At 38.0% G+C, this 21,800-nt stretch carries 21 protein-coding genes and 2 pseudogenes; 5 read left to right on the forward strand and 18 right to left on the reverse strand.

Features of this window, described 5'->3' with window-relative positions; genetic code table 11:
- Window positions 1-137 precede the first annotated feature (137 nt).
- Complete coding sequence (locus BTHG_RS20470) at window positions 138-620, forward strand: PCYCGC motif-containing (lipo)protein (protein WP_010283897.1); 483 nt, start codon at window positions 138-140, stop codon at window positions 618-620.
- Window positions 621-661: 41 nt separating this feature from the next.
- Here the strand turns inward: BTHG_RS20470 and BTHG_RS20475 are convergent, their stop codons facing one another.
- The 3 genes from BTHG_RS20475 to ilvA all read right to left on the reverse strand — a co-directional run bounded on the left by BTHG_RS20475 (window position 662) and on the right by ilvA (window position 3,251).
- Complete coding sequence (locus BTHG_RS20475) at window positions 662-1,504, reverse strand: DegV family protein (protein ID WP_010283899.1); 843 nt, start codon at window positions 1,502-1,504, stop codon at window positions 662-664.
- A gap of 153 nt (window positions 1,505-1,657) precedes the next feature.
- Window positions 1,658-1,909 carry a DUF2535 family protein gene (locus BTHG_RS20480; protein WP_010283901.1) on the reverse strand — a complete coding sequence of 84 codons (252 nt, stop codon included), beginning with the start codon at window positions 1,907-1,909 and terminating at the stop codon, window positions 1,658-1,660.
- Window positions 1,910-1,979: 70 nt separating this feature from the next.
- Window positions 1,980-3,251 (reverse strand): threonine ammonia-lyase IlvA, encoded by a 1,272-nt coding sequence (gene ilvA, locus BTHG_RS20485; RefSeq protein ID WP_010283904.1) that lies wholly within the window; start codon window positions 3,249-3,251, stop codon window positions 1,980-1,982.
- Between the two features lie 300 nt (window positions 3,252-3,551).
- Here ilvA and trhA point away from each other — a divergent pair, with 300 nt between their 5' ends.
- On the forward strand, window positions 3,552-4,205 hold the full coding sequence (gene trhA, locus BTHG_RS20490) for a PAQR family membrane homeostasis protein TrhA (RefSeq protein ID WP_010283908.1): 654 nt from the start codon (window positions 3,552-3,554) through the stop codon (window positions 4,203-4,205).
- Window positions 4,206-4,222: 17 nt separating this feature from the next.
- On the opposite strand, the gene BTHG_RS20495 is transcribed toward trhA, so the two are convergent.
- The 8 genes and pseudogenes from BTHG_RS20495 to BTHG_RS20535 form a co-directional block, all read right to left on the reverse strand.
- Complete coding sequence (locus BTHG_RS20495; RefSeq protein WP_010283911.1) at window positions 4,223-4,717, reverse strand: dihydrofolate reductase; 495 nt, start codon at window positions 4,715-4,717, stop codon at window positions 4,223-4,225.
- Window positions 4,718-4,783: 66 nt separating this feature from the next.
- Window positions 4,784-5,739: pseudogene (locus BTHG_RS25500) on the reverse strand (thymidylate synthase).
- A 69-nt stretch (window positions 5,740-5,808) separates the two neighbouring features.
- Window positions 5,809-6,513: an anthrax toxin lethal factor-related metalloendopeptidase gene (locus BTHG_RS20510; protein ID WP_010283917.1), complete on the reverse strand. Its 705-nt coding sequence runs from the start codon at window positions 6,511-6,513 to the stop codon at window positions 5,809-5,811.
- A 176-nt stretch (window positions 6,514-6,689) separates the two neighbouring features.
- Window positions 6,690-7,283 (reverse strand): YpjP family protein, encoded by a 594-nt coding sequence (locus BTHG_RS20515; protein ID WP_010283923.1) that lies wholly within the window; start codon window positions 7,281-7,283, stop codon window positions 6,690-6,692.
- A 610-nt stretch (window positions 7,284-7,893) separates the two neighbouring features.
- On the reverse strand, window positions 7,894-8,028 hold the full coding sequence (locus BTHG_RS26405) for a YuzL family protein (RefSeq protein WP_010283926.1): 135 nt from the start codon (window positions 8,026-8,028) through the stop codon (window positions 7,894-7,896).
- Between the two features lie 46 nt (window positions 8,029-8,074).
- Window positions 8,075-8,856, reverse strand: a pseudogene (locus BTHG_RS25505) (class I SAM-dependent methyltransferase).
- Window positions 8,857-8,936: 80 nt separating this feature from the next.
- Window positions 8,937-9,371, reverse strand: coding sequence for a BrxA/BrxB family bacilliredoxin (locus BTHG_RS20530; RefSeq protein ID WP_010283931.1), 435 nt, complete (start codon window positions 9,369-9,371; stop codon window positions 8,937-8,939).
- A gap of 122 nt (window positions 9,372-9,493) precedes the next feature.
- Complete coding sequence (locus tag BTHG_RS20535) at window positions 9,494-10,621, reverse strand: conserved virulence factor C family protein (protein ID WP_010283933.1); 1,128 nt, start codon at window positions 10,619-10,621, stop codon at window positions 9,494-9,496.
- A gap of 329 nt (window positions 10,622-10,950) precedes the next feature.
- Here BTHG_RS20535 and BTHG_RS25510 point away from each other — a divergent pair, with 329 nt between their 5' ends.
- Window positions 10,951-11,985 carry a C40 family peptidase gene (locus BTHG_RS25510; RefSeq protein WP_010283936.1) on the forward strand — a complete coding sequence of 345 codons (1,035 nt, stop codon included), beginning with the start codon at window positions 10,951-10,953 and terminating at the stop codon, window positions 11,983-11,985.
- 646 nt (window positions 11,986-12,631) lie between these two features.
- On the opposite strand, the gene BTHG_RS20545 is transcribed toward BTHG_RS25510, so the two are convergent.
- On the reverse strand, window positions 12,632-14,518 hold the full coding sequence (locus BTHG_RS20545) for an ABC-F family ATP-binding cassette domain-containing protein (RefSeq protein WP_010283937.1): 1,887 nt from the start codon (window positions 14,516-14,518) through the stop codon (window positions 12,632-12,634).
- Window positions 14,515-15,162 (reverse strand): HD domain-containing protein, encoded by a 648-nt coding sequence (locus tag BTHG_RS20550; RefSeq protein ID WP_010283939.1) that lies wholly within the window; start codon window positions 15,160-15,162, stop codon window positions 14,515-14,517. The genes BTHG_RS20545 and BTHG_RS20550 overlap by 4 nt, the downstream gene beginning before the upstream one ends.
- A 140-nt stretch (window positions 15,163-15,302) precedes the next feature.
- On the opposite strand from BTHG_RS20550, the gene BTHG_RS20555 reads away from it, so the two are divergent.
- Window positions 15,303-15,548 carry a hypothetical protein gene (locus BTHG_RS20555; protein WP_010283940.1) on the forward strand — a complete coding sequence of 82 codons (246 nt, stop codon included), beginning with the start codon at window positions 15,303-15,305 and terminating at the stop codon, window positions 15,546-15,548.
- Window position 15,549: 1 nt separating this feature from the next.
- On the opposite strand, the gene BTHG_RS20560 is transcribed toward BTHG_RS20555, so the two are convergent.
- The 3 genes from BTHG_RS20560 to BTHG_RS20570 all read right to left on the reverse strand — a co-directional run bounded on the left by BTHG_RS20560 (window position 15,550) and on the right by BTHG_RS20570 (window position 18,831).
- Window positions 15,550-16,395 carry a DegV family protein gene (locus BTHG_RS20560; protein WP_010283944.1) on the reverse strand — a complete coding sequence of 282 codons (846 nt, stop codon included), beginning with the start codon at window positions 16,393-16,395 and terminating at the stop codon, window positions 15,550-15,552.
- A gap of 126 nt (window positions 16,396-16,521) precedes the next feature.
- Window positions 16,522-17,034: a hypothetical protein gene (locus BTHG_RS20565; protein WP_010283946.1), complete on the reverse strand. Its 513-nt coding sequence runs from the start codon at window positions 17,032-17,034 to the stop codon at window positions 16,522-16,524.
- 108 nt (window positions 17,035-17,142) lie between these two features.
- Window positions 17,143-18,831, reverse strand: a complete 1,689-nt coding sequence (locus BTHG_RS20570; protein WP_010283947.1) for a formate--tetrahydrofolate ligase — start codon at window positions 18,829-18,831, stop codon at window positions 17,143-17,145.
- A 200-nt stretch (window positions 18,832-19,031) separates the two neighbouring features.
- Between BTHG_RS20570 and metA the strand changes: the two genes are divergently transcribed.
- Window positions 19,032-19,937, forward strand: coding sequence for a homoserine O-acetyltransferase MetA (metA, locus tag BTHG_RS20575; RefSeq protein ID WP_010283949.1), 906 nt, complete (start codon window positions 19,032-19,034; stop codon window positions 19,935-19,937).
- 41 nt (window positions 19,938-19,978) lie between these two features.
- On the opposite strand, the gene BTHG_RS20580 is transcribed toward metA, so the two are convergent.
- Together BTHG_RS20580 and BTHG_RS20585 are read right to left on the reverse strand one after the other, a co-directional pair.
- Window positions 19,979-20,659 carry a class I SAM-dependent methyltransferase gene (locus BTHG_RS20580; protein ID WP_010283950.1) on the reverse strand — a complete coding sequence of 227 codons (681 nt, stop codon included), beginning with the start codon at window positions 20,657-20,659 and terminating at the stop codon, window positions 19,979-19,981.
- A 71-nt stretch (window positions 20,660-20,730) separates the two neighbouring features.
- Complete coding sequence (locus BTHG_RS20585; RefSeq protein WP_010283954.1) at window positions 20,731-21,792, reverse strand: SDR family oxidoreductase; 1,062 nt, start codon at window positions 21,790-21,792, stop codon at window positions 20,731-20,733.
- Between the last annotated feature and the right edge of the window lie 8 nt (window positions 21,793-21,800).

Here is a 21,800-nt window from a genome sequence, read left to right on the forward strand (position 1 = left end):
GTCAACAGTCTGTAAGGATATCGGTTACGATATCCTCTTTTTTTGTATGTTACCCCCTTTTTGACAAAATAGTGAACTCTGCTTGTGAAAGATTGGGATGTGGTAAAATGGGCTTATAAAGTATGGAAAGGTTGTTTATGATGAAAAAAATGTATGTTCTTCTCATGCTTGTTCTTATGTTTGGGATGTTTGGCTGCTCGCAAAAAGAAGAAAGTTCAGAGTCCCATAACAAAGAACAAGTGATGGGAGATATTCGTGAGGAAACAGCCTCAATCGATGTAATGCCTTCCTTTTTAGATGATAAGCCAGAGGAAATGGTAACAATTTATCAAGCTGCCGCCATGCACAAAGATTTGCTTGAAACAATGCCTTGCTATTGTGGCTGTGCTGATTCAGTTGGTCATCGTGATAATTATGATTGCTTTGTTCATGATAATAAAGGGGATGCGGTTGTATGGGATGATCACGGTACTAAATGTAACGTATGTCTAGAAATCGCTACTACAGCGGTCCTTGAATTTTCAAAAGGAAAAACACCAACTGAGATCCGAGCAATGATTGATGAAACATATAAAGAAGGCTATGCGAATCCAACACCAACTCCAATGCCAGAAGCATAAAAAATGACGTGTGAATTGTTCACACGCCATTTTTTTACGGCTTATTCCGCGTAATACATGAATCCAATTGCTCCTGGGCCTGTATGAGTGCTAATAACTGGAGTTGTTTCGACGATATCAATGTCTCCATAACCGGTTAGCTTTTTAATTGCTTCTTTAACATTTTTTGCTAGCTCTATCGCATCTACTTGTGCAATTGCGACACCTTTAATCGTTTTATTACTTACATCTTCAGCAAATTTTTCACTCAGGTATTTTACAATTTTAGCGTGGCTTCTAACCTTTGATACCGGCGTATAGACCCCATCCTGCAATGAAGCAATTGGTTTAATATTTAATAAGGATCCGATTAAGGCCTTCCCTTTTCCAATTCTGCCACCTTTTACAAGGTTTTCCAATGTATCAACCGTTACAAATAAAGTGGAGGCTTTCCTAATTTCCTCAATCCGTTTGATGATTTCCTCTTTCGTTTGCCCCTCATTTGCCATTTTTGCAGCTTCGACAACCTGAAAGGCTAATGCTCTAGAGATATACATGGAATCAATTACAGTAACTTCGGATTCACTCAATCTAGCCGCATTTTCAGCAGAAGCCACTGTTCCACTCATTCCGCTTGTCATGTGGATAGAAATAATTTCACTTCCATCACTACCTAAGTGATTGTAAAGCTCAACGAAATGTCCGACTGCGGGCTGAGAACTCTTCGGTAATTCAGCAGATTGCTTCATCCTCATTAAAAATTCTTGTGGGGTAATATCCACTCGATCAAGAAACGTTTCTCCATCAATCGTAATAGATAATGGGACAATCGAGATTCCTAATTCTTTTGCTTCTTCATCTGTTAAATCGACTGTAGAGTCTGTTACGATTTTAACCTTTGTCATACGTTCACTTCCTACGTCTGGCATACATCTATTTACTCAAAATAGCTTGTCCTTATTATTACGGGCAAATTTGTACCTTTTTATTCATTGTTATATACCTAAGTTCAAAAAAAAGAGCCGATTTTAATGTTTTAAAATCAGCTCATTCTAAAACTATGCATTATGTTTTAACATGTCTAGTTGAAAAATACGTTCATAATCAGTCCATTTTAAAACAGTCTTCAAATATTCTCGAAACGAATACATTTGATTTGGACTTGATTTGGTCATGATTTTCGACAAAAATACCTGTAAACGAAAATCGAGCATAAAGCGATACGTGTTGCCTTTCTCCAAAACTGGAATTTCAATTACTTTAACCTTCTGTCCATAACTATTTTTGAACTCTAGGCTTTTGAATAGCAAACTATCAGTCCTTTTTCACCCGTTTCCTTTATTATACATGAGAACAAGCATTTCGTCTTTGTCTAATTTATTAAAACAATAAATTAAATAATGTACTTTCTTTGTTTAGTTCACGGAATGGGAAGCCTTTTCTCATCATTCGGTTTACTAGCGCTTGATAGTCTTCCTTATGCTTTAGCTCAATTCCAACCAATGCAGGACCGTTATCCTTGTTGTTTTTCTTCGTGTATTCAAATCGCGTAATATCATCGGTTGGTCCTAATACATCAAGTAAGAATTCTCGTAGTGCACCGGCTCTTTGAGGAAAATTCACAATGAAATAGCATTGTAAGCCTTCATAAAGCATCGAACGCTCTTTGATTTCCTGCATTCTGCTGATATCATTATTCCCACCACTTAAAACACAAACAACCGTTTTACCTTTTAGTTTATCCTTGTACAAATCCAGAGCTGCGAGTGATAATGCCCCTGCAGGTTCTGCAACAATCGCATTTTCATTATACAAATCCAAGATGGTTGTACATACCTTTCCCTCTGGTACTACAACAATATCGTCAACCAGATTTTGACTGATTTTAAACGTTTTTTCACCAACTGTTTTAACCGCAGCCCCATCAACGAACTTATCGATTTTTGGCAATGTCGTAACCTCTCCATTGGCAATCGAGGTCTTCATACTTGCGGCACCCTCCGGTTCTACACCTATGATTTTCGTTTCTGGAGAAATGCTCTTCATGTAGGTTGAGATTCCCGAAATGAGTCCACCCCCACCAATTGCAGCAAATACATAGTCAACAGGTTCAGCACAATCATTTAAAATTTCAACTGCTACTGTTCCTTGACCTGCCATGACATCTGGATCATCAAACGGATGAATAAACGTGCGATTTTCTCTTTCACAACATGCCACTGCTTCCTCATAGGAATCATCGAACGTATCACCAGTTAGTATAATCTCCACATATTCACGACCAAAAGCCTCTACTTGAGAAACCTTTTGTCTTGGAGTGGTTGATGGCATAAAGATTTTCCCTTGAATTTTTAACGCAAAACAAGAAAAAGCCACTCCTTGTGCATGGTTTCCGGCACTTGCACAAACGACTCCATTCTCAAGTTCCTGCTCAGATAAGTTTTTTACACGATTGTAAGCTCCACGAATTTTAAAAGAACGAACAATTTGTAAATCCTCTCGTTTTATTAATAAGTTACATTCGTAACGTTCTGATAGCAATTCATTTCTTTGTAAAGGTGTATGGATTATAACATCCTTTAATGTTTGATTTGCTTTTATGATATCCTCTACATGGATCCCATCTAGTTTTTGTTTTACTTCGTTTGCCATGAGCCCCATATCCCCTTTCGTGTGTTTCTACAACAATACAGTACAGTAATGAAGATTTAATTTGTTCATTATAACATGGATTCGCCTAACCGGAGTAGAATTTTCTAAATATTTTATTACTTATTTATATTGAATTCGCTTCCAGTCGCATGATTTGGATAACTCCTATAAAGAAAAAAATTACATGATAAAAAAACATTGGTTTTACACTTTTTTAGGTTTTTATGACAATTGTCATTTGTCATCCACTTTTTTTAGCAGTATGATTGGAAGAAGAAATTTAGTATGAGGTGAAAAAATATGACATTTCGACATGAGACCTTAAAAGAAGAAATTGCAAATGCGATCACACATGGTCTCGGGGTACTTTTAAGCATACCAGCGCTTGTACTGTTGATTGTTTTTGCAGTCAAATACGGGAATGTTTGGCATGTTGTAAGCTTCTCTATCTTTGGAGCCACAATGTTTCTTCTTTATTTATTTTCTACCCTATTGCATAGCATCACCCACCCAAAAGCGAAAAAAGTGTTTGCGATTTTAGATCATTCAGCGATTTATTTATTGATAGCCGGTACTTACACACCTTTTGTTTTGGTTACGATACGCGGCTGGTTTGGCTGGACCATTTTTGGAGTTGTATGGGGACTAGCGATTATTGGCATTGTGTTTAAAATCTTTTTTGTAGAAAAATTTATGATTCTCTCAACCGTTTGTTATGTATTGATGGGCTGGTTAATTGTGGTTGGCATTAAGCCACTATATGAAGGTATAGGCTTTAACGGCTTTATGTTATTGCTAACAGGCGGAATTTTATACACAGTTGGGGCTATCTTTTATGTTTGGAGAAAGTTGCCGTTTAACCATGCAATTTGGCATTTGTTCGTGCTAGCAGGAAGTGCAGCTATGTTTTTCTCTATCTTGTTTTATGTAGTGGATGTACCGTTTATTTCTTAAAAAGAAACCCGCAGATTTTAGTTCTGCGGGATTTTTTCATAGACAAAAAACGTATAATCATATGGATTTTTCTCATCTTTCGTGCCTTTTTCCTTTGATACGACTTTCCACTCAGCTTTATTAAACGCTGGAAAAAAAGTATCACCATCAAATTCCTCTTCGATTTCGGTTATATATAAGCGGTCTGAAAATGGTAGAATTTCTTTAAAAATTTCAGCACCACCGATTACAAAAAGCTCTTGTTCAGTTTCTTCACTCATTTTGACAATCTCATCAATAGAATGAATAATCTTACAGCCCTCTGCTTTATATGTAGTGTCGCGAGTAACAATGATGTTTTCACGTCCTGGGAGAGCTCGTCCGATTGAATCATATGTTTTTCGTCCCATAATAATGGGGTGCCCCATCGTCACTCTTTTAAAATAAGCTAAATCCGCAGGCAAACTCCAAGGAAGATCATTGTCTTTCCCAATAAGCTGATTTTTGTCCATTGCTACGAGTAATGAAATCATGTCTATTCTCCTTACTAAAAGATCCTAAGGTCGATTATACCCTAGGATCATAGAAATAGAAATGATTTATACAGCAACTGGTGCCTTTATAGTAGGATGTGGGTCATACCCCACGATTTCGATATCGTCCATTTCAAAGTCAAAAACAGAGTTTACTGCAGGATTCAATTTAATAGTCGGGAAAGGACGTGGGTCACGACTAAGCTGTAATTGAACCTGCTCGATGTGATTTGTGTAAATATGGGCATCCCCAATCGTATGGATGAAATCCCCAACCTCTAATCCACATTCAAATGCAATTAAATGAGTTAACAACGCATAACTAGCGATGTTGAAAGGAATTCCCAAAAACAAATCTCCCGATCTTTGATAAAGTTGGCAACTCAATTTCCCATCTGCTACATAGAATTGGAACAGACTGTGACATGGTGGCAATGCCATGAATTCCACATCACCTGGGTTATAACCAACAACAAGATGACGTCTGCTATCTGGGTTATTTTTGATTTGGTTGATGACATTTTTTAGCTGGTCAATAGTTTCACCACGTGATGTTTCCCACGCTCTCCACTGCTTTCCATAAACAGGTCCAAGTTCACCGTATTTAGAAGCAAACTCATCATCCTCTATAATTCGTGCTTTAAACTTGTCCATCTCAGCTTGGTACAACTCATTGAAGTCTGCATCAGCTAAACTTCTGTTACCGAAATCCGTCATATCGGGTCCTGTGTACTCGTCGCTCTCAACCCAATTTTTAAAAGCCCACTCATTCCAGATATTATTATTATTTTTAATAGATATCTGATATTCGTATCCCCTTTAATAAACCAAAGCAGCTCGCTCGCAATTAGACGGAACGGTACCCTCTTTGTTGTCAGTAAAGGAAATCCCTCACGTAAATCAAAACGCATTTGGTACCCAAAAACTGAGACAGTGCCTGTCCCTGTACGGTCCATTTTTTTCGTCCCGTTATCAAGAACATGTTTTAATAGATTCAAATACGTGTTCTCTCCATGTTTCAATAGATTCACTCCTTGCAAAACTTCATGCTATTATCTTACTACAAAAAACAGTTGAAATCATTGCTGAGTTTAACTTAATTCGACAAAAAACTGATAAGTCATTGGTGCTGTAAGTCTCAGCTGATTTCTTGTTTTGTTCGACAGATAATACATCGCAAAGGATTCAGCAAAATACTCTTCCGGATAATCATGAAAATAGGATTGATTCGGGAATAACTGATTGACTTCATTCTTCCAAATAGCCAAATAATATGGATCCTCACTAATTGAACCAAACACGAATTTGTCAATTGAATGTGCCAATTCATGAAGCTCCAAATTTATAGAACCATGTCCTTTTCCCTTTTCACTGGCTCCAATTTTTGCGAGCACAACCTCCGAGCCACCGATTCCCGGCACATCGTCCCAAGTGGGGCCATTTTCACTATAACCACGAGGCTTTTTCCCTTTCAAATAGGCTACAGTAGGCTCGTCCGTTAAATTTCCTGTAAATAGCTTTAACACAACACCCTCTTTAACCAACCCTTGTAAAATAAGTTCGTCAATTTGATCTATACGTTCTATCATTTTTGCTGCAGCCGTTTCATCAAAGTTTGTTTCTGGTAATAAAACGATATTTTTAATTATTTCATAGTTTTTAAGGTAAGATGTTTCTGTAAAAAGTGTGAGAGATTGATAATCTTTAAGTGGAATTCCATGGGGTGACGCTTCACCTGGATGATAGGTAAAACCGACTAGTACAAAAAGAAGTGTAAGAATAACTATTTTTTTCATAAAATGTTCACCTTAATGTAGTAGATTCATGATGTCAGTATTGTAAAAATAGTATATCATATTTTGAAAAGTGAGTTTGGTAGTTTCAAAGTGGAAAGTTTTTCTAAGTGAAAATAGCGAACAAAAAAAGCAGTCCCAAAAACGAATACTCGACTTTGGACTGCTTTATCCTTTTATTAACTTAACCATTTCGGAGGTGTATTCTTATCCCAATAAATATCACCTAGTGCATGGTGTGTTTGGAATCCATCGTGATGTGTATGGTAATGGAAGTTAAACCAATAACCTTCCTGTGGTGGATGATCCTTTCTTACATGGAAGCGAACAATGTCCTTCCCATTCGTTTTATCGAAAATATGGAAAATCTTTTCTCCATTTCCACCAGAAGGTTGCTCTGATATTTCAAGTTGATCAAGCTGTTCAGATGGGTATTGCTGTGCTACTAATTCAATTACTTCTTCAATTTTAGGTAAAATTACATTACGGAATTCATCTTCAATAACAGGCCCGATTTTACTCCCGAACTTCTCGAAGGATTTTGTTTCTGCCTGTGTCATTGCATACGTAACAAAGCTTCTACTATCATATCCATAATTTGATTCATAATTTGAATAAAGCTTTGACTCAGCATCTTGCTCATTAAACGCATTTAACTTGCTCGGCTTATCCGCATTCGGCTGCTCCATTGTCAGAGCAGGAGGAGGCGCTACCAAACCAAGGGTTAGAATGGAAAATGAGACGACTAAAGCTTTTCTCAACCATTTCTTCATAACAAAAACGCCCTTTCAGAACATTTACCCTTACGCCCATTTTAACACAATCTAGCAAAAAATTTTACTATGAAATGTACAAAACTCAAAAAAATAAGGATAAAATGCCCATCATGGCTAGTTCAAAAAAAGCATCATATTGATATGTCTTGAATTATTTTGAAAAATTAACGTTCATAAAATCTTCATTATTTGATAAAATAGGGGTAACTTTATTCACCAGAAGTTCCTCACTTCTGTAAGTTGTGATGAATGCAAAATTGATATTAAATTCACCAGATTTAATACTTGGCTGAATAAAGGTAAACCTCCGGCAGATGCCACGATTTTTCAGAGGAAATTTTTCGAGCAGAAAGAGTAAAGACTAAGTACGCCATTTCTTGTGGCAAAGTCTTTATGACCCACTTCCTGTGGGCCTAAAAAACGGGTGCAAATACGACAATGCGTATTTGACTATACATAATTGAAAGGTGGAATTTGGGAGATGACATGGATTTTTGGAATAGCAAGTGTAGCTACATTAGTATATTTTATAACTTGTTGTGTGACTGAATAATGAAACCCGCTTCTACAGCGGGCTTTTTTTGTGATATGTAATACTGCCTGTACGTTACATCTTCTTCTTTTTCTTACGTCTAGACGAATCCATTTCCATTCGTCCTGTTTCTTGATTGGTAGTCCCCTGTCCTTCTACATCCGAAGAGCCTAAGCCGATTGTTGAAGGGTCCTTCTTTCGTTCTGCCATCATCATCACCTCCGTTATTTAAAATGTCCAAAGGTGCGACAAAATATCAGGACCTCGTCACGTCAATCACTCCAAAATGGAATTTAGCTGATTTTCGTTTATTAACATGAAATCCGTATTTTTCAAATTGTTCACTTTTCCAGTGGTCCTTTAGCACCACTTTTTGTTTTGCAACCCGTTTTGCGGCTTCGATTGCTTCCGAACTGATTTTGGAGTAGATGGCAAACCTGCGAAGACCTTTAATCCCTTCAGATTCTTCAATCGTTTCTTCAAACATTGGGTCAAAATACACAACATCAATGCTTTTCGAAGGACATGAAGCTAAAAACCTTTCGTATGTATCATGCTTTACATCTATTTTGGACATTGCGTCATTCATTAACGGATAGCCGGTATCCCAGCTTTTCAGCCCACCTCTTAAAAGATAATACAAAAACAGATTGCCTTCCAGAGATGTGACTTTTCCAGCTGCACCAACGACAAAGCTTGCGACTATGCTGTCAGACCCCAACCCTAACGTACAATCTAAAAGGGTGTTCCCTTCCTTCAAACCTGATGCCTGGATGAACGGATCATGCTCACCTTTTAAAATTCTCTTCATACGAAACATTGCAGAATTCGGGTGGAAGAAAAGTGGATCCTCTCCATCTCGAGGATATATTTCAATTCGGTTTTTCCCAACAACAAGAATATCTTCCTTCGTTTGTTTTTGAAGAGTGCTAATGGACTGCTTATTCCTAGTTGTATAAAGTACCCCAAGTTCAGCAGCTATTTTTTTGCTAACTCCATCATTTCATCATTTGTCCGGCCTGCAGTCGTTACTATCATATGATCACCTATTTGCACAAAAAAGGATGTCGAGATGACATCCTTTTATCACTTATTTTTTTAGCTTTGAACGCATATTTTTAGCAATGCTTGTTTAAAGCAGATGTTACATTTTCCATAATAACTTCCATTGGGTTTGACTCAATGTCATGTCTTGGAATGAAGTGGACAACTTCTTTTCCTTTTAATAAAGCCATGGAAGGTGACGAAGGTTCATAACCTTCAAAATACTCTCTCATCTTAGCAGTTGCTTCTTTATCTTGACCAGCAAAAACAGTTACGAGATGGTCTGGCCTCTTCTCGTTATTTAAAACCGCTTGAGTTACAGCTGGTCTTGCTAGACCTGCAGCACATCCACAGACAGAGTTGACAACAACAAGTGTTGTACCTTCTGCTTTCTCCATGAAGTTTTCTACTTCTTCCTCTGTTTGAAGCTCTTCAAAACCCGCAACCACAAGTTCTTGACGCATAGGCTTTACAATTTGCTTCATATATTCATCATATGCCATTGACATAAAAAACCCTCCCTTTATATTTTAGTAAAATAAGCATACTATATGTCCACAAGGAAAATCAATTTTCAAACAACCATCAAATACCAGTACTTTTTAAATCACTTCGTTGCTAAGAGAAAAAATTAGTGGTTATTCCGGCTTTCAGTCATTTGTTTCCAAACAGAGCCTTTTGCTTCTTCGCCACCTTCGATTCGCTCAACAGCCATTTTAATTTGCATTTTCACTTCGAATTCTGGATCATTTTCAGCAGCTTTTAAGGCCCCGAGTGCTGTTTCGTCACCAACTTCAAATAAAAACATGGCAGCGCGCCATCTTACCAGCTTACTTGAATCCTTCAATGCTTCACACATTGCTCCAATTGCAGCAGGATCGCCGATATCTGACAAACAATCGCCCGCTGTTCTTCTAACTGTAACCGACTTATCTTTTAGTGCTTCATATAAATATGGCAACACTGATGGCTTCTCGATCATGCCTAAATATACTGTCGCTAAACGACGTATTGACGGCTTTTCGTCCTTTAAGGCTTTTGCAAGGACTGGAATATCCTCTTCTTCTGGATCCATTTGCTCTAAGTTTGCATACCGTTTTGTCCAATCAGGATCATCTAACATTTCCACAGTAACCTTATAGGATTGTCTTTTTTGGACAGTTGGAGCAGATGTTTGCTCAGAGATTTGCTTACCAATACGTTCTAGTCTGTCTTTCGGATAGGCTGCAGCAAGTTCATCGACAACTTCTTTCCCAATCTCATCAGGATTACCGTATCGAACGCCTTGCTCTTTCCATTCTCTCTCTAACACGACATTCCCAGAAACCTCTTGCGCCCTTAACAGCGCGTCTCTAAACACCTCTGGTAAGCCAAAACGGAATTCCTGTTCACCGTCATGAAGCTTAACCTGCATTGGAAGACCTTTGTACATTTGAACAAATACCTTCACTTCTCCAAAATGCTCATCTAACTTTGGGCTTTCATTTTCACCTTCTGCGACGTCTTCCCCAAACACTTTACGAACATTTGGTAATAACTCTTGCCAATCATATCTTGCATTTCGTTCAACTGCTAAGAAATCCGCAACATGGTAGACTCCTTTAATACCTTCGATTGCCATTATTTCCTGAATCAGAGGTGGAGCTTGATCGATATTATCTTTTTTATAATTATTACTTTTTCCCTTTGGGAGTTCCTCATCTAAAATGATTTTCATTGTATTCGGACTTGGTGTTGGTTCTATTGACTTAATTTTCAACTCTACCGCTCCTTCTCCTACTTAATATCCTACCGTAATTGTAGCACACGAATTAAGCTTATATCCATTGTGAGACATTAGATTACTTGATATCCTCTTTTAGCGCTTACGTACTAATTATCTGAACTTTTGTCATAATAGCTTATTTGCCTAAATATCATAAATGTGTATGAAATGAAAGGTTGTTTTCGCTTTTGTTGTTATAAGGATTTAAATCGAAATACGCTTTACCCGAGTTACTGCACTACATCATTCCATAGCCTTTTTTACAACAAACTATTCGAAAACATGACTATTTTTGCTTTCGCAAACACCAAGGAGGAACATCAATGAAAAAACGCTATGGAACACGCGAAGCCATTGTCGTGACATCTCTAGCTGCTGGATTTTTCTTTAACGCTCCACTTGCGGCTGATGCATCTGAAAAGCAAAACCTGGATCCATTACTAGACAAAAACTATCAATTCGATACAAAACAGGAATTACGATATGGACATACTGGTTATCCAGTCCGCTTTCTTCAATTTGAGTTACATAAGTTCAACTTTTATTATGAAACAATTGATGGGCACTATGGCGCGTCAACCCAGGAAGCCGTTAAGAGATTCCAAGAATTATATGATATAAAAATCGACGGAGTTGCTGGTGAAAAAACACTAGAAAAATTAAATGAAGTTATCCTACAGCCAACTCCACCTTTTCTGTCTGTTGGCGACGAGGGACCAGCGGTGAAACAAATTCAATCTAAATTACAAAAACTTAGGTTTTATAGTGGTTTAGTAGATGGAAAGTTTGAAAACGTTACGGAGGCGAGCGTGAAGGCATACCAAAAGAAGTTTAAATTGGAAGCGAATGGGCTTGCTACTGATGAAACGATTGACCATATTATGAAAAATAAAAATGTTAGAGGCCTCAGCATCAAAAAAGCAACGGTTGTGACAGCTCAGCCTAAATCATCAAACAATCCAGAAAATAACGAGGCAACAACTGAAACAATCGAACCACCACCAGTTGATGCGGGAGTGATTTCAATTGCAATGAATTACATTGGTGTTCCTTATGTTTGGGGCGGGACTACACCAAATGGATTTGATTGTAGTGGCTTTTTGCAATTTGTTTATGCCCAAAAAGGTGTTACTGTTTCACGAACTGTCTCAGGAATCTGGAGCCAAGGTGCAAGTGTATCTACCCCAAGTGTGGGTGATCTCGTCTTTTTCCAAACATATAAACCAGGTCCTTCACACGCGGGTATCTACCTCGGCAACAATAAATTTATCCATGCAGATTCAACGGATGGTGTGAGTATTGATGATATGACCATCAACTATTGGCAATCTCGCTATTTAGGAGCTAAGCGACTATAAGATAAAAAGCTCGGCATTTGCTAAAGGGTTCCGATTTTAGGTGTTTATTAATAAATGACATAAAAAATACTCCCCTTAAGTAGCCAGATTTTTATTTTTTAATCTGTCTACCTAATGGGGAGCATATCAAATTGGCACACGTCATTTTCTTTAATCCTTCGTATTTGACCTAAAATTGACACTCATTAGTATGACAGCAAAAAGGGTCGAACAATGTAAAATGTGTGTCAAATCTTCTATCAATTGGAATGTCGTTTCAAGCAACTACCCGTTGTGGGCAATGGCTAAGCACCCGGGCCGTTGAAAAGACGGAAAAATTCCACCTAATCAGTAATAAACACTAAAAAAGCCTTAATAGCCGGAGAAATTCCGCTTATTGACTCTAAAAATATGAAAAAGAGGTCTTTACTTTGAATAACAGGAAAACCTCTGCTTATTTAGGTCTAATTGAACTTCATTCTATATTTAAACGAAAAACCTCCGTTTATTAATTTCAACAGTTCCTCATTAATGGCAAGACAACTCACCAATTGCTAGGACAAGTTTAATGGACAATTATGTTGCAAAATCCAACTGTCATTTCGGCACTTATTTTAAGAAAAGCGCCTCAAAACAGAACCCCTTAAGCATTTGCCGAGCCACTTATTTATTCATTGACAAGTTCAGATAGTTCAGCCCATCTCTCAAGTAACTGGTCAAGGTTTTCTGATTCCTTTGCATGATCATCCATTGCCTGTTGTGCTTTCTGATAATCACTACCGGCTGCTTCAATTTCTTTCACAAGTGCTGCAACCTTTTCTTCCTGCGCTTCAATTTTGCCTTCAATTTCATCCCATTCAAGTTGGTCCTTATAGGAAAGTTTCTTTTTCTTAGGTTTCGGTACATCGTGGTTTGATGCTTTTTCAACTTTTTCCTTTGGCATCGTCTTCTTTGATTCAGCTACATTTTTCTCAAGATAATCAGAGTAATCGCCAAAATATGTTGTAATCTGATGTCCCTCTTCAAAAATTAATAACTGGTCGGTAACCTTATCCAAGAAATAACGGTCATGAGAAACTGTGATGACAACACCTGGGAAGTCATCCAAATAATCCTCTAATACAGTCAAGGTTTGTGTGTCCAAATCATTTGTTGGCTCATCCAGTAATAACACATTCGGTTCACCCATTATGATTTTCAATAAATACAACCTTCTTCGTTCCCCACCAGACAACTTTCGAATCGGTGTGCCATGTGTATTCATTGGGAATAAAAAGCGCTCAAGCATTTGTGCTGCTGAAATCATCTTTCCGTCCAAAGTATGAATCATTTCAGCTGTTTCCTTAATATACTCAATCATTCGCTTATTAAGGTCCATATCCATGCTTTCTTGCGTATAATAAGCGATTTTTACCGTTTGTCCTATTTCAATTTCGCCCGTATCAGCAGGAATTCTACCAGCAATTACATTTAATAATGTGGATTTTCCGCTTCCATTTCGACCAACGATTCCAATTCGGTCACCTGGTTTAACAAGTAAATTTACATCCTCTAAAATTTTCGTTCCGTTAAAACTTTTTGAAACATTCTTTAACTCGATTACCTTTTTACCAAGTCTACTACCGCCAACAGAAATATCAAGTGTTTCTGTGTTCACTGTTTTTTTCGCGTTCTCAATATCCTCAAAGCGTTGAATTCTTGCTTTTTGCTTAGTAGTTCTTGCCTTAGCACCACGACGAATCCATGCAAGCTCACGTCGATATAAATTTTGACGTTTTTGTTCGGAGGCTTGCTCCTGTTCAATGCGAATCGCCTTCGCCTCTAGAAAGCTGCTATAGTTTCCGGTATAGGAGTACAGTTTTCCTTCATCTAGCTCAATAATACGATTGGTCACTCGGTCCAAAAAATAACGATCATGGGTAACAACAAGCAAAGCGCCATTGTATTTTGCAAGGTAATCTTCAAGCCAAGTAATTGTATCGTAATCTAAATGGTTAGTCGGCTCATCTAAAATTAATAAGTCAGGAATCTCAATTAAGCTTTGTGCGAGAGCAACCCGTTTTTTCTGACCCCCGGACATTGCCATTACATCCTGAGAAAAATCGGTAATCCCTAACTTTGACAACACAGCCTTTGCATTTGAATTTGCCTCCCACGCATTTGCTGCATCCATTTTTTGTTGAAGGTCATATAACTTCTCCTGATTCACTGTGTTCATCGGATCCTTTTCAATCCGAATCATTGCCTCTTCGTATTCTTTTAATAATCGAAGCAATGGTGTATTCCCTTTGAAAACTTGATCAAGTACGGTGTTTCCCTCGGTGAACACAGGTTGCTGCGGTAAATAACTGATTGTATATCCTTTAGAATGGGTAATCTCACCATGGTCTGCCTCTTCGACACCCGCAATAATTTTTAATAGTGTTGACTTTCCTGTACCATTAACACCGATTATCCCTATCCGTTCATTATCCGTAATACTAAAAGAGATATCTTCAAATAATGTTTTTTCAGCATAGCTCTTCGCTACATTTTCAACCGTTAAAAGCCTCATAACTTTCCATTCCATTCTTTATAAAATTGATCAAGAAACGCTACCATAAAATCGTGACGCTCATTAGCTGCCTCTTTTGCTGCATCTGTATTAAGTGTATCTTTTAATTTTAACAATTTTTCATAAAAGTGATTAACTGCTGTGGATTTACCATTTCGGTACTCTTCCTTTGTCATGTTTTCACGGTATGGAAGATTGGGATCATACATTAAATCTCCATGAGATCCCGCATAGGCAAAGGTTCTTGCAATACCAATTGCACCAATTGCATCCAAACGGTCTGCATCTTGTACAACCTTGCCTTCTATTGTTTTCATAGGAGGTCGGTTCCCACCCTTAAAAGACATTGTTGAAATAATTTCAAGGATCTCCTCCTGGTCAGATTCAGCTATAGGTAAAGAAGATAGCCAATTTCGTACTTTTCCAAGGCCTTCTTCTTCTGATTTATTTAATTTCTCATCTGCTACATCATGTAGTAACGCAGCCATTTCAACGATAAATAAATTAGCTTTTTCTTTTTCACCAATTTGTAGGGCTGCCTTTCTGACACGTTCAATATGCCACCAGTCATGACCACTGCTATCATGTTGCAAGATGTTTTTTACAAAAGTAGTTGTTGCTTCAATTACATTTTGTTGATCCATTTTATCCTCCACTGACTTCAATATCGTAACCATTGTACCATATTACAGTTACTACTGAACGGTTGCACACGACCAATCCGTTGCATAAACTAAAAAAAGCCAGAGTAACTCCAGCTCTTTTTGAAAGGTGGTAAACTTTTATGTATCAACCATATGAAAGTTATCGGGAAATTGGAACCGCATGGTATGGACGTCATGTCGTATTCATTACTTGTAATCCGGTTACAAATCAATTTCTACAACTTCATAAAAGCCTGCATGCTCCTACTGAACCGCCACATCGAAATTGTGCAGAAACAATCTCCCAATTCTTAAGTATTGGGTATAAAATTGCTGCCATTTCCCCTTTATCAAACAACAATTTGCAATACGTGCTCGTTAAATAAATTATTTATTCATCCAGCTGATTCCGATTGTATTTTCACCGGCATGAACCCCAATTGCTACTCCTAGCGGACATGTCTTAATAGTTATAGTGTCAGGGGCAAATTCTCTAATCTTCTGTTCCCATTCCTTTGTCTTAGAATCGTCCAAGCCGTATAAAATATATATCTCTTCAATCGTATTCTTCTTGATTGCATCCTTCAGATAGCCAAGTATTTTTGTAGTCGCTTTATTTTCAGAACGAACCTTCTCTTTTACGGATAGAGCACCATCCAAAATCTGTATGACCGGCTTTATTTGCAACATGCTTCCAAGAAAATATTGGGCCGTGTTCATACGGCCACTCCGATGCAATTGCTCTAAACTACCAATGATCACATATGTTTCAAGTCTCTCCGATAAATCGACTATATGCTTTTTCACATCTGTTGATGTACCACCGTCCTGGATTAGCTCCATGCCTTCCTTCATTAATTTTGTCATTGGATAAGTTAGAATCTTTGAATCAATGACCGTTACAGGGATATTCACCAATTCTGCTGCTTGTCTAGCAGACGAAACGGTCCCACTTAACTTTTCAGAAATATGAACGGATATGATTTCATCATATTTATTTTCAAGACTCGTGTATAATTCTACAAAGCTCCCAATGGAAGGCTGAGATGTCTTCGGAATGGTTTTAGTGGTTTTTAATCTCTCAAAAAACTGAGCCGGTGTAATCGTAACCCCATCAAGGTATTCTTCCTCATCAAAGAAAACCGTCATTGGTATGACGTAAACGTCCTCATGTTTCGAAAGTTCCTCATCCAAAAATCCTGTGCTATCGGTTACCCATGCAATCTTCCCCATAATTTCGCCCCCTTATAAATGCATTTATAACTATTTTACTATATATGCCATAACGATATCATTGAAAACGATAAATTATCTGATAATTTCATTCCTTCAGCGTAAAAAAAGAGGCATAGCTGCCTCTTACGTTATAGCGTTATATAATTGTTGAATCGAATCGATCATATAGTCAATCATTTCAAGCAAATCATCGATATTGTCTTCATGAATTAAACGATGAAAAATAATTTTACTATTGTTCAGATAGTGATTTTCGGTGCCGAATTGAAATGATATTTCCTGTTGAATTTCCCTATTGTCACCCCAGATGGTAGTTAAGACTCGTTCGATGTCTAGACATGCATTCAATGATTCGAGATTCATAACAAACCCAATTTCAAGATGACAGCCCGGGTTTCGTTCATCTTGAGTACGAAGTTCGGTGACCAAATTATCAAGATCAATTTTTAAGTCGATATAAGCATGGATTTCGTTGATTGTTTTATCTTTAAAAACGATACGATAATGCCTACCCATTTTTGCCATTTCCACTTGATCCTGGCGATCTATAATCAGAAGTTGACCTACCAGATCTAAGTCATAAAGGGCTCCTTCGATTACGACCTTTAGGTTATCAAATACAGTTGGATCAAACATGTTTATACCTTCCTTTTTGTAAAAAAAGGGGGACAAGCCCCCTTAAATCAAATGCAATTTATCCTTTATGCCAGCATGCCGCTGGGGATTAGTTCCAATGTAATAATGTTAAAACAACCCGACTGCTTTTCCATCTTCATTTACATCCATATTTAATGCAGATGGTTTTTTCGGTAGTCCAGGCATCGTCATAACTTCACCAGTTAAGGCAACAATAAAGCCTGCACCAATGGATGGTCGGAATTCACGAATGGTTATTGTGAAGTCGGTTGGTCTTCCAAGCAGAGTAGGGTCATCTGAAAGCGAGTATTGAGTTTTCGCCATACAAATTGGCAGGTTGCCCCAACCAAATTTCTCAAAATCACTTATTTGCTTTTTCGCCTTGGTTGAAAACTCAACATCTTTTGCTCCGTAGACTGTTTTCGCAATCGTTTTTACTTTTTCTTCAATAGAAGCCGATAAATCATAAATCGGTGCAAAATGGTTTTCTCCTTTTTCAATCACATCTAGCACTTTCTTGGCAAGTTCCATTCCACCTTCGCCACCCTTTTCCCATACTTCGGTTAGGGCAACTGGATAGGAATGTTCTGCACACCAAGATTCAATTTTCTCAACTTCTTTTTCTGTATCTGTAACAAATCGATTGATTGCCACAACAAACGGCAAACCAAACGCTTGAACAGTTTCAATGTGCTTTTGCAGGTTTTCTAAGCCCTTTTCTAAAGCCGCAACATTCTCTTCAGTTAGATGGTCCTTTTTGACGCCACCATGCATTTTTAAAGCTCGATTTGTCGCCACAATGACAACAGCTTCTGGCTTTATCTCTGCGTACCTAGCTTTAATATCAAGGAATTTCTCGGCCCCGAGATCTGCCCCAAATCCGCCTTCTGTTAACACATAGTCAGCTAATTTCGACGCCATTTTTGTGGCAATGACACTATTACAACCATGAGCAATATTAGCAAACGGGCCACCATGAATCAATGCAGGTGTGTGTTCAAGTGTTTGAACTAAATTAGGTTTAAGTGCATCTTTTAATAAGAGCGTAAGTGCACCCTCCGCTCCAAGGTCACTAGCAGTGACTGGTTGTTTATGTATATTATAGCCGACAACGATTTTCGAAAGTCTTTGTTTCAAATCTTGTATGTCCGTCGCTAGACAAAAAATCGCCATAATTTCGGAAGCAACGGTAATATCAAAGCCATCTTCGCGCGGAATACCTTGTGTCGGTCCACCAAGCCCAACAACCACATTTCGGAGGGCACGGTCATTTAAATCAACAACCCGTTTCCACGTTACTCTTCTTACATCAATTTGAAGTTCATTTCCTTGGTGGATATGATTATCAATTAAAGCGGATAAAGTATTATTCGCAGTCGTAATTGCATGGAAATCTCCGGTAAAATGGAGATTAATATCCTCCATCGGAATCACCTGTGAATAACCACCACCTGTTGCACCGCCCTTAATTCCCATTGTTGGTCCAAGAGATGGTTCTCTCATCGCAATCATCGCTTTTTTTCCAAGCTTGGCAAGTCCTTGTCCAAGTCCCACTGTAACCGTTGATTTCCCTTCTCCCGCTGGAGTAGGATTAATAGACGTCACAAGAATCACTTTGCCGTCCTTTTTTTGTTGAAGACGCTTCATCACGTCCAAGGAAATTTTTGCTTTGTAATGACCATAGGGTTCCACTTCTTCATCAAGTAAATCAAGCTGTTCTACAATCTCCTTGATTGGCTTTAACTCAGCCTCTTGAGCAATTTCAATATCAGACTTATACTTCGTTGATAATTCCATGCACATTTCCCCCAGACTCAATTAATTAAAACTTCCCTTATCATCTCTATCTTACCTTATCCGGTACCTGTGATAAAGGGAAACTTACCTTTCCATCTATATCCTTTATCACTTAAAACAAGTAAAGATTTTTTATTTGATATTCATGTGTGAATTGTTGTAAAATTTCAATTATACACAAGAAATAGGGGATGATAGGATTGCCAATTAATATACCTCATGATTTACCTGCAAAAGAAGTGTTAGAATCAGAGAATATATTCGTGATGGATGAGGATCGCGCCTATAAACAGGACATTCGTCCACTTAATATACTAATCTTAAACATTATGCCTGAAAAAGTACGAACAGAAACTCAGCTCCTTCGACTTCTAGGAAACTCCCCATTGCAGCTGAATATTACTCTTTTATTCCCTGAAACACATGTCGCAAAAAATACAGGAAGGAATCATCTCGATAAATTTTATACAACCTTTTCTGAGATTAAGCACAGAAAGTTTGATGGAATGATCATTACAGGCGCACCAATTGAGCACCTTAGCTTTGAAGACGTGAATTATTGGGAAGAACTCAAAGTAATCATGGAATGGACAAAAACCAATGTAACCTCCACCTTACATATTTGCTGGGGCGCACAAGCAGGACTCTATTATCATTATGGAGTCAAAAAATATCCTCTACCTGGAAAATGTACCGGTGTGTTTCATCACCGGTTAGTGAAAAAGGATATGAAACTTGTTCGCGGCTTTGATGATTTGTATTTTGTACCACATTCACGTTTTACAGAGGTAAAACGTGAGGAAATTGAAAATACAGAAGGTTTATCATTACTATCTGTTTCCGATGTTGCAGGTGTTTGTCTAGTTGCCTCAGATGATGGAAAACATATTTTCTTAACCGGACACCCTGAATATGATGTTAATACATTAAAAGAGGAATACGAACGCGACCTTGCAAAAGGAAAGAAGATCATTCCCGCTAATTATTTTCCAAATGATGATCCGGCGAATTCACCAGTACACAGTTGGAGATCACACTCATATCTTCTCTTTGCGAACTGGCTCAATTATTATGTTTATCAAGAAACTCCTTATGATTGGGAATAGACGTTCGACGAAGGTATCTCATAGACGAGATACCTTCTTTTTTATTCCTTTTTTAAAATAGACACCCACATGAACGACAATGCTTGTTTAAGCTCTCTTGGAAGGCTTTTTGTCATCTCATTTTTCACAGCATTCTTATAAACTGGTTGGCCGTCAACGTCACTCCAGCCGTTTTCCGAAACCAATTGTTCAAATTCCCATGGCATCATTGTATTTTGAATCACCTTTTCACCGTATAAACGAGGATATGCATGTTGGCGAGGTCCTGCAGTTGGTCCCAATAATCCAGCACAAAAAATACCACCAGGCTTTGTCACACGTTTAATTTCATTGATTGCTTGAAGAGGTTCCTCTGTCCACTCAATAGAGTTAATCGCCATAACACCTGAAAACGTCTCCTCCTCAAAAGGGAGATTTGTCAAATCAGCTTGGATAAAGGATAGATCATCAGACTGACTACGTCTATTCGCCTTTTCAATCATTTCTGTTGAAATATCAGCTCCAACCACCTTAAAGCCGCGTTCAGAAAGTAAATATGACCCATATCCATCGCCACAACCTGCATCTAAAATATACTTATTGTCCTCTACGTATTTTGAAAAAAACGGAATAATCTTCGAGCGGCTTCCGGAATTCCACATTGATTGACTTTGTTTGCTCCAAAAATCGGCACGTCCATCCCATTGTCTTTCCGCTTCGTTATGCCATTTGAAATCAGCCATCCTCTTCACCCTCTCCAATATCTACCAATCATTATAGAAAAAAAACAATGAGAAACCAATCCCATTGTGAATTACGTAATATGTATTTTTTTATCTTGGTCATGTCGATGTTGCTTATAATACGTTACGATGTTTCCAACATAGTCCTTGAAATTAGGACAAGCCACTCCACCCTCTAGAAGCACTTTTTTCGCATCACTCGCATCATACTGCGCTCGGCATTTGAAATATTCGACCGCTTCCTTCTCCACCCCGAGGAATTTCCTAATGAAAGAAAATGATAATCCAAACTCTACTAGTTTAGGAGAAATCGTCCATGTAGGCTTCTTCCCTAGCAACTCCTCACAAATCATTCGATATAAATCACGTGCTTGATGTGGGTCCGGATCTGTTAGATGGAAAGTTTTTCCCTTTGCTGCTTCTGCTTCCGATAAATAAACCGTTGCATTGATAAGATAATCGTACGGTACAACATTAAATAAAACATCCCCCTTACCTAAATAAGGAATGCGCATAAAGCGAATTCGATCCAACATTCTCATGATAAAATAAGGGCCATCAAACTTAGACGTTTCACCAGATTCAGTGTTTCCAACCGTAATACCAGGACGAATAATCGTGAAAGGAAAATTCTGAAGCTCATGAACAAGAACCTCGGCCTTATATTTTGTTTCTTCATAATGATTTTTAAATTGCTGCCCCATCTGGAGTTCGTCTTCCTTAATAAGTCCTGTGCGGTGTCCAGACACATATGCCGTGCTAAAATACACATATCTCTCCAGAGGCTGTATCGTTTGAACAAACATATTTACATTTCTCGTTCCATCAACATTTACTTTTTCAGCAATCGGTTGTGGTACTGCCAAATCATATATGGCTGCTAAATGAAAAACATGGGTTAATTTCTCCCGCAGCTCTTCTCTATCTTCCTTTGAAAAACCAAGGGTTTCTTCCGTAATATCGCCTATTTTCACCTCAACATTATCTAACCCTTTTATTCGATCTGTGGCTACTCCAAATTGGCTTGGATGAACCAATAGTACAAAATGTGCCCCTTCGTATTTTTCCATTAATGCATGTAATAGTCTTGTTGCTAAAAATCCTGGAAATCCTGTTATCAAGATATGTTTCATACCCTCAC

This window comes from Bacillus timonensis, assembly GCF_000285535.1.
Lineage (GTDB): Bacteria > Bacillota > Bacilli > Bacillales > Bacillaceae_L > Ferdinandcohnia > Ferdinandcohnia timonensis.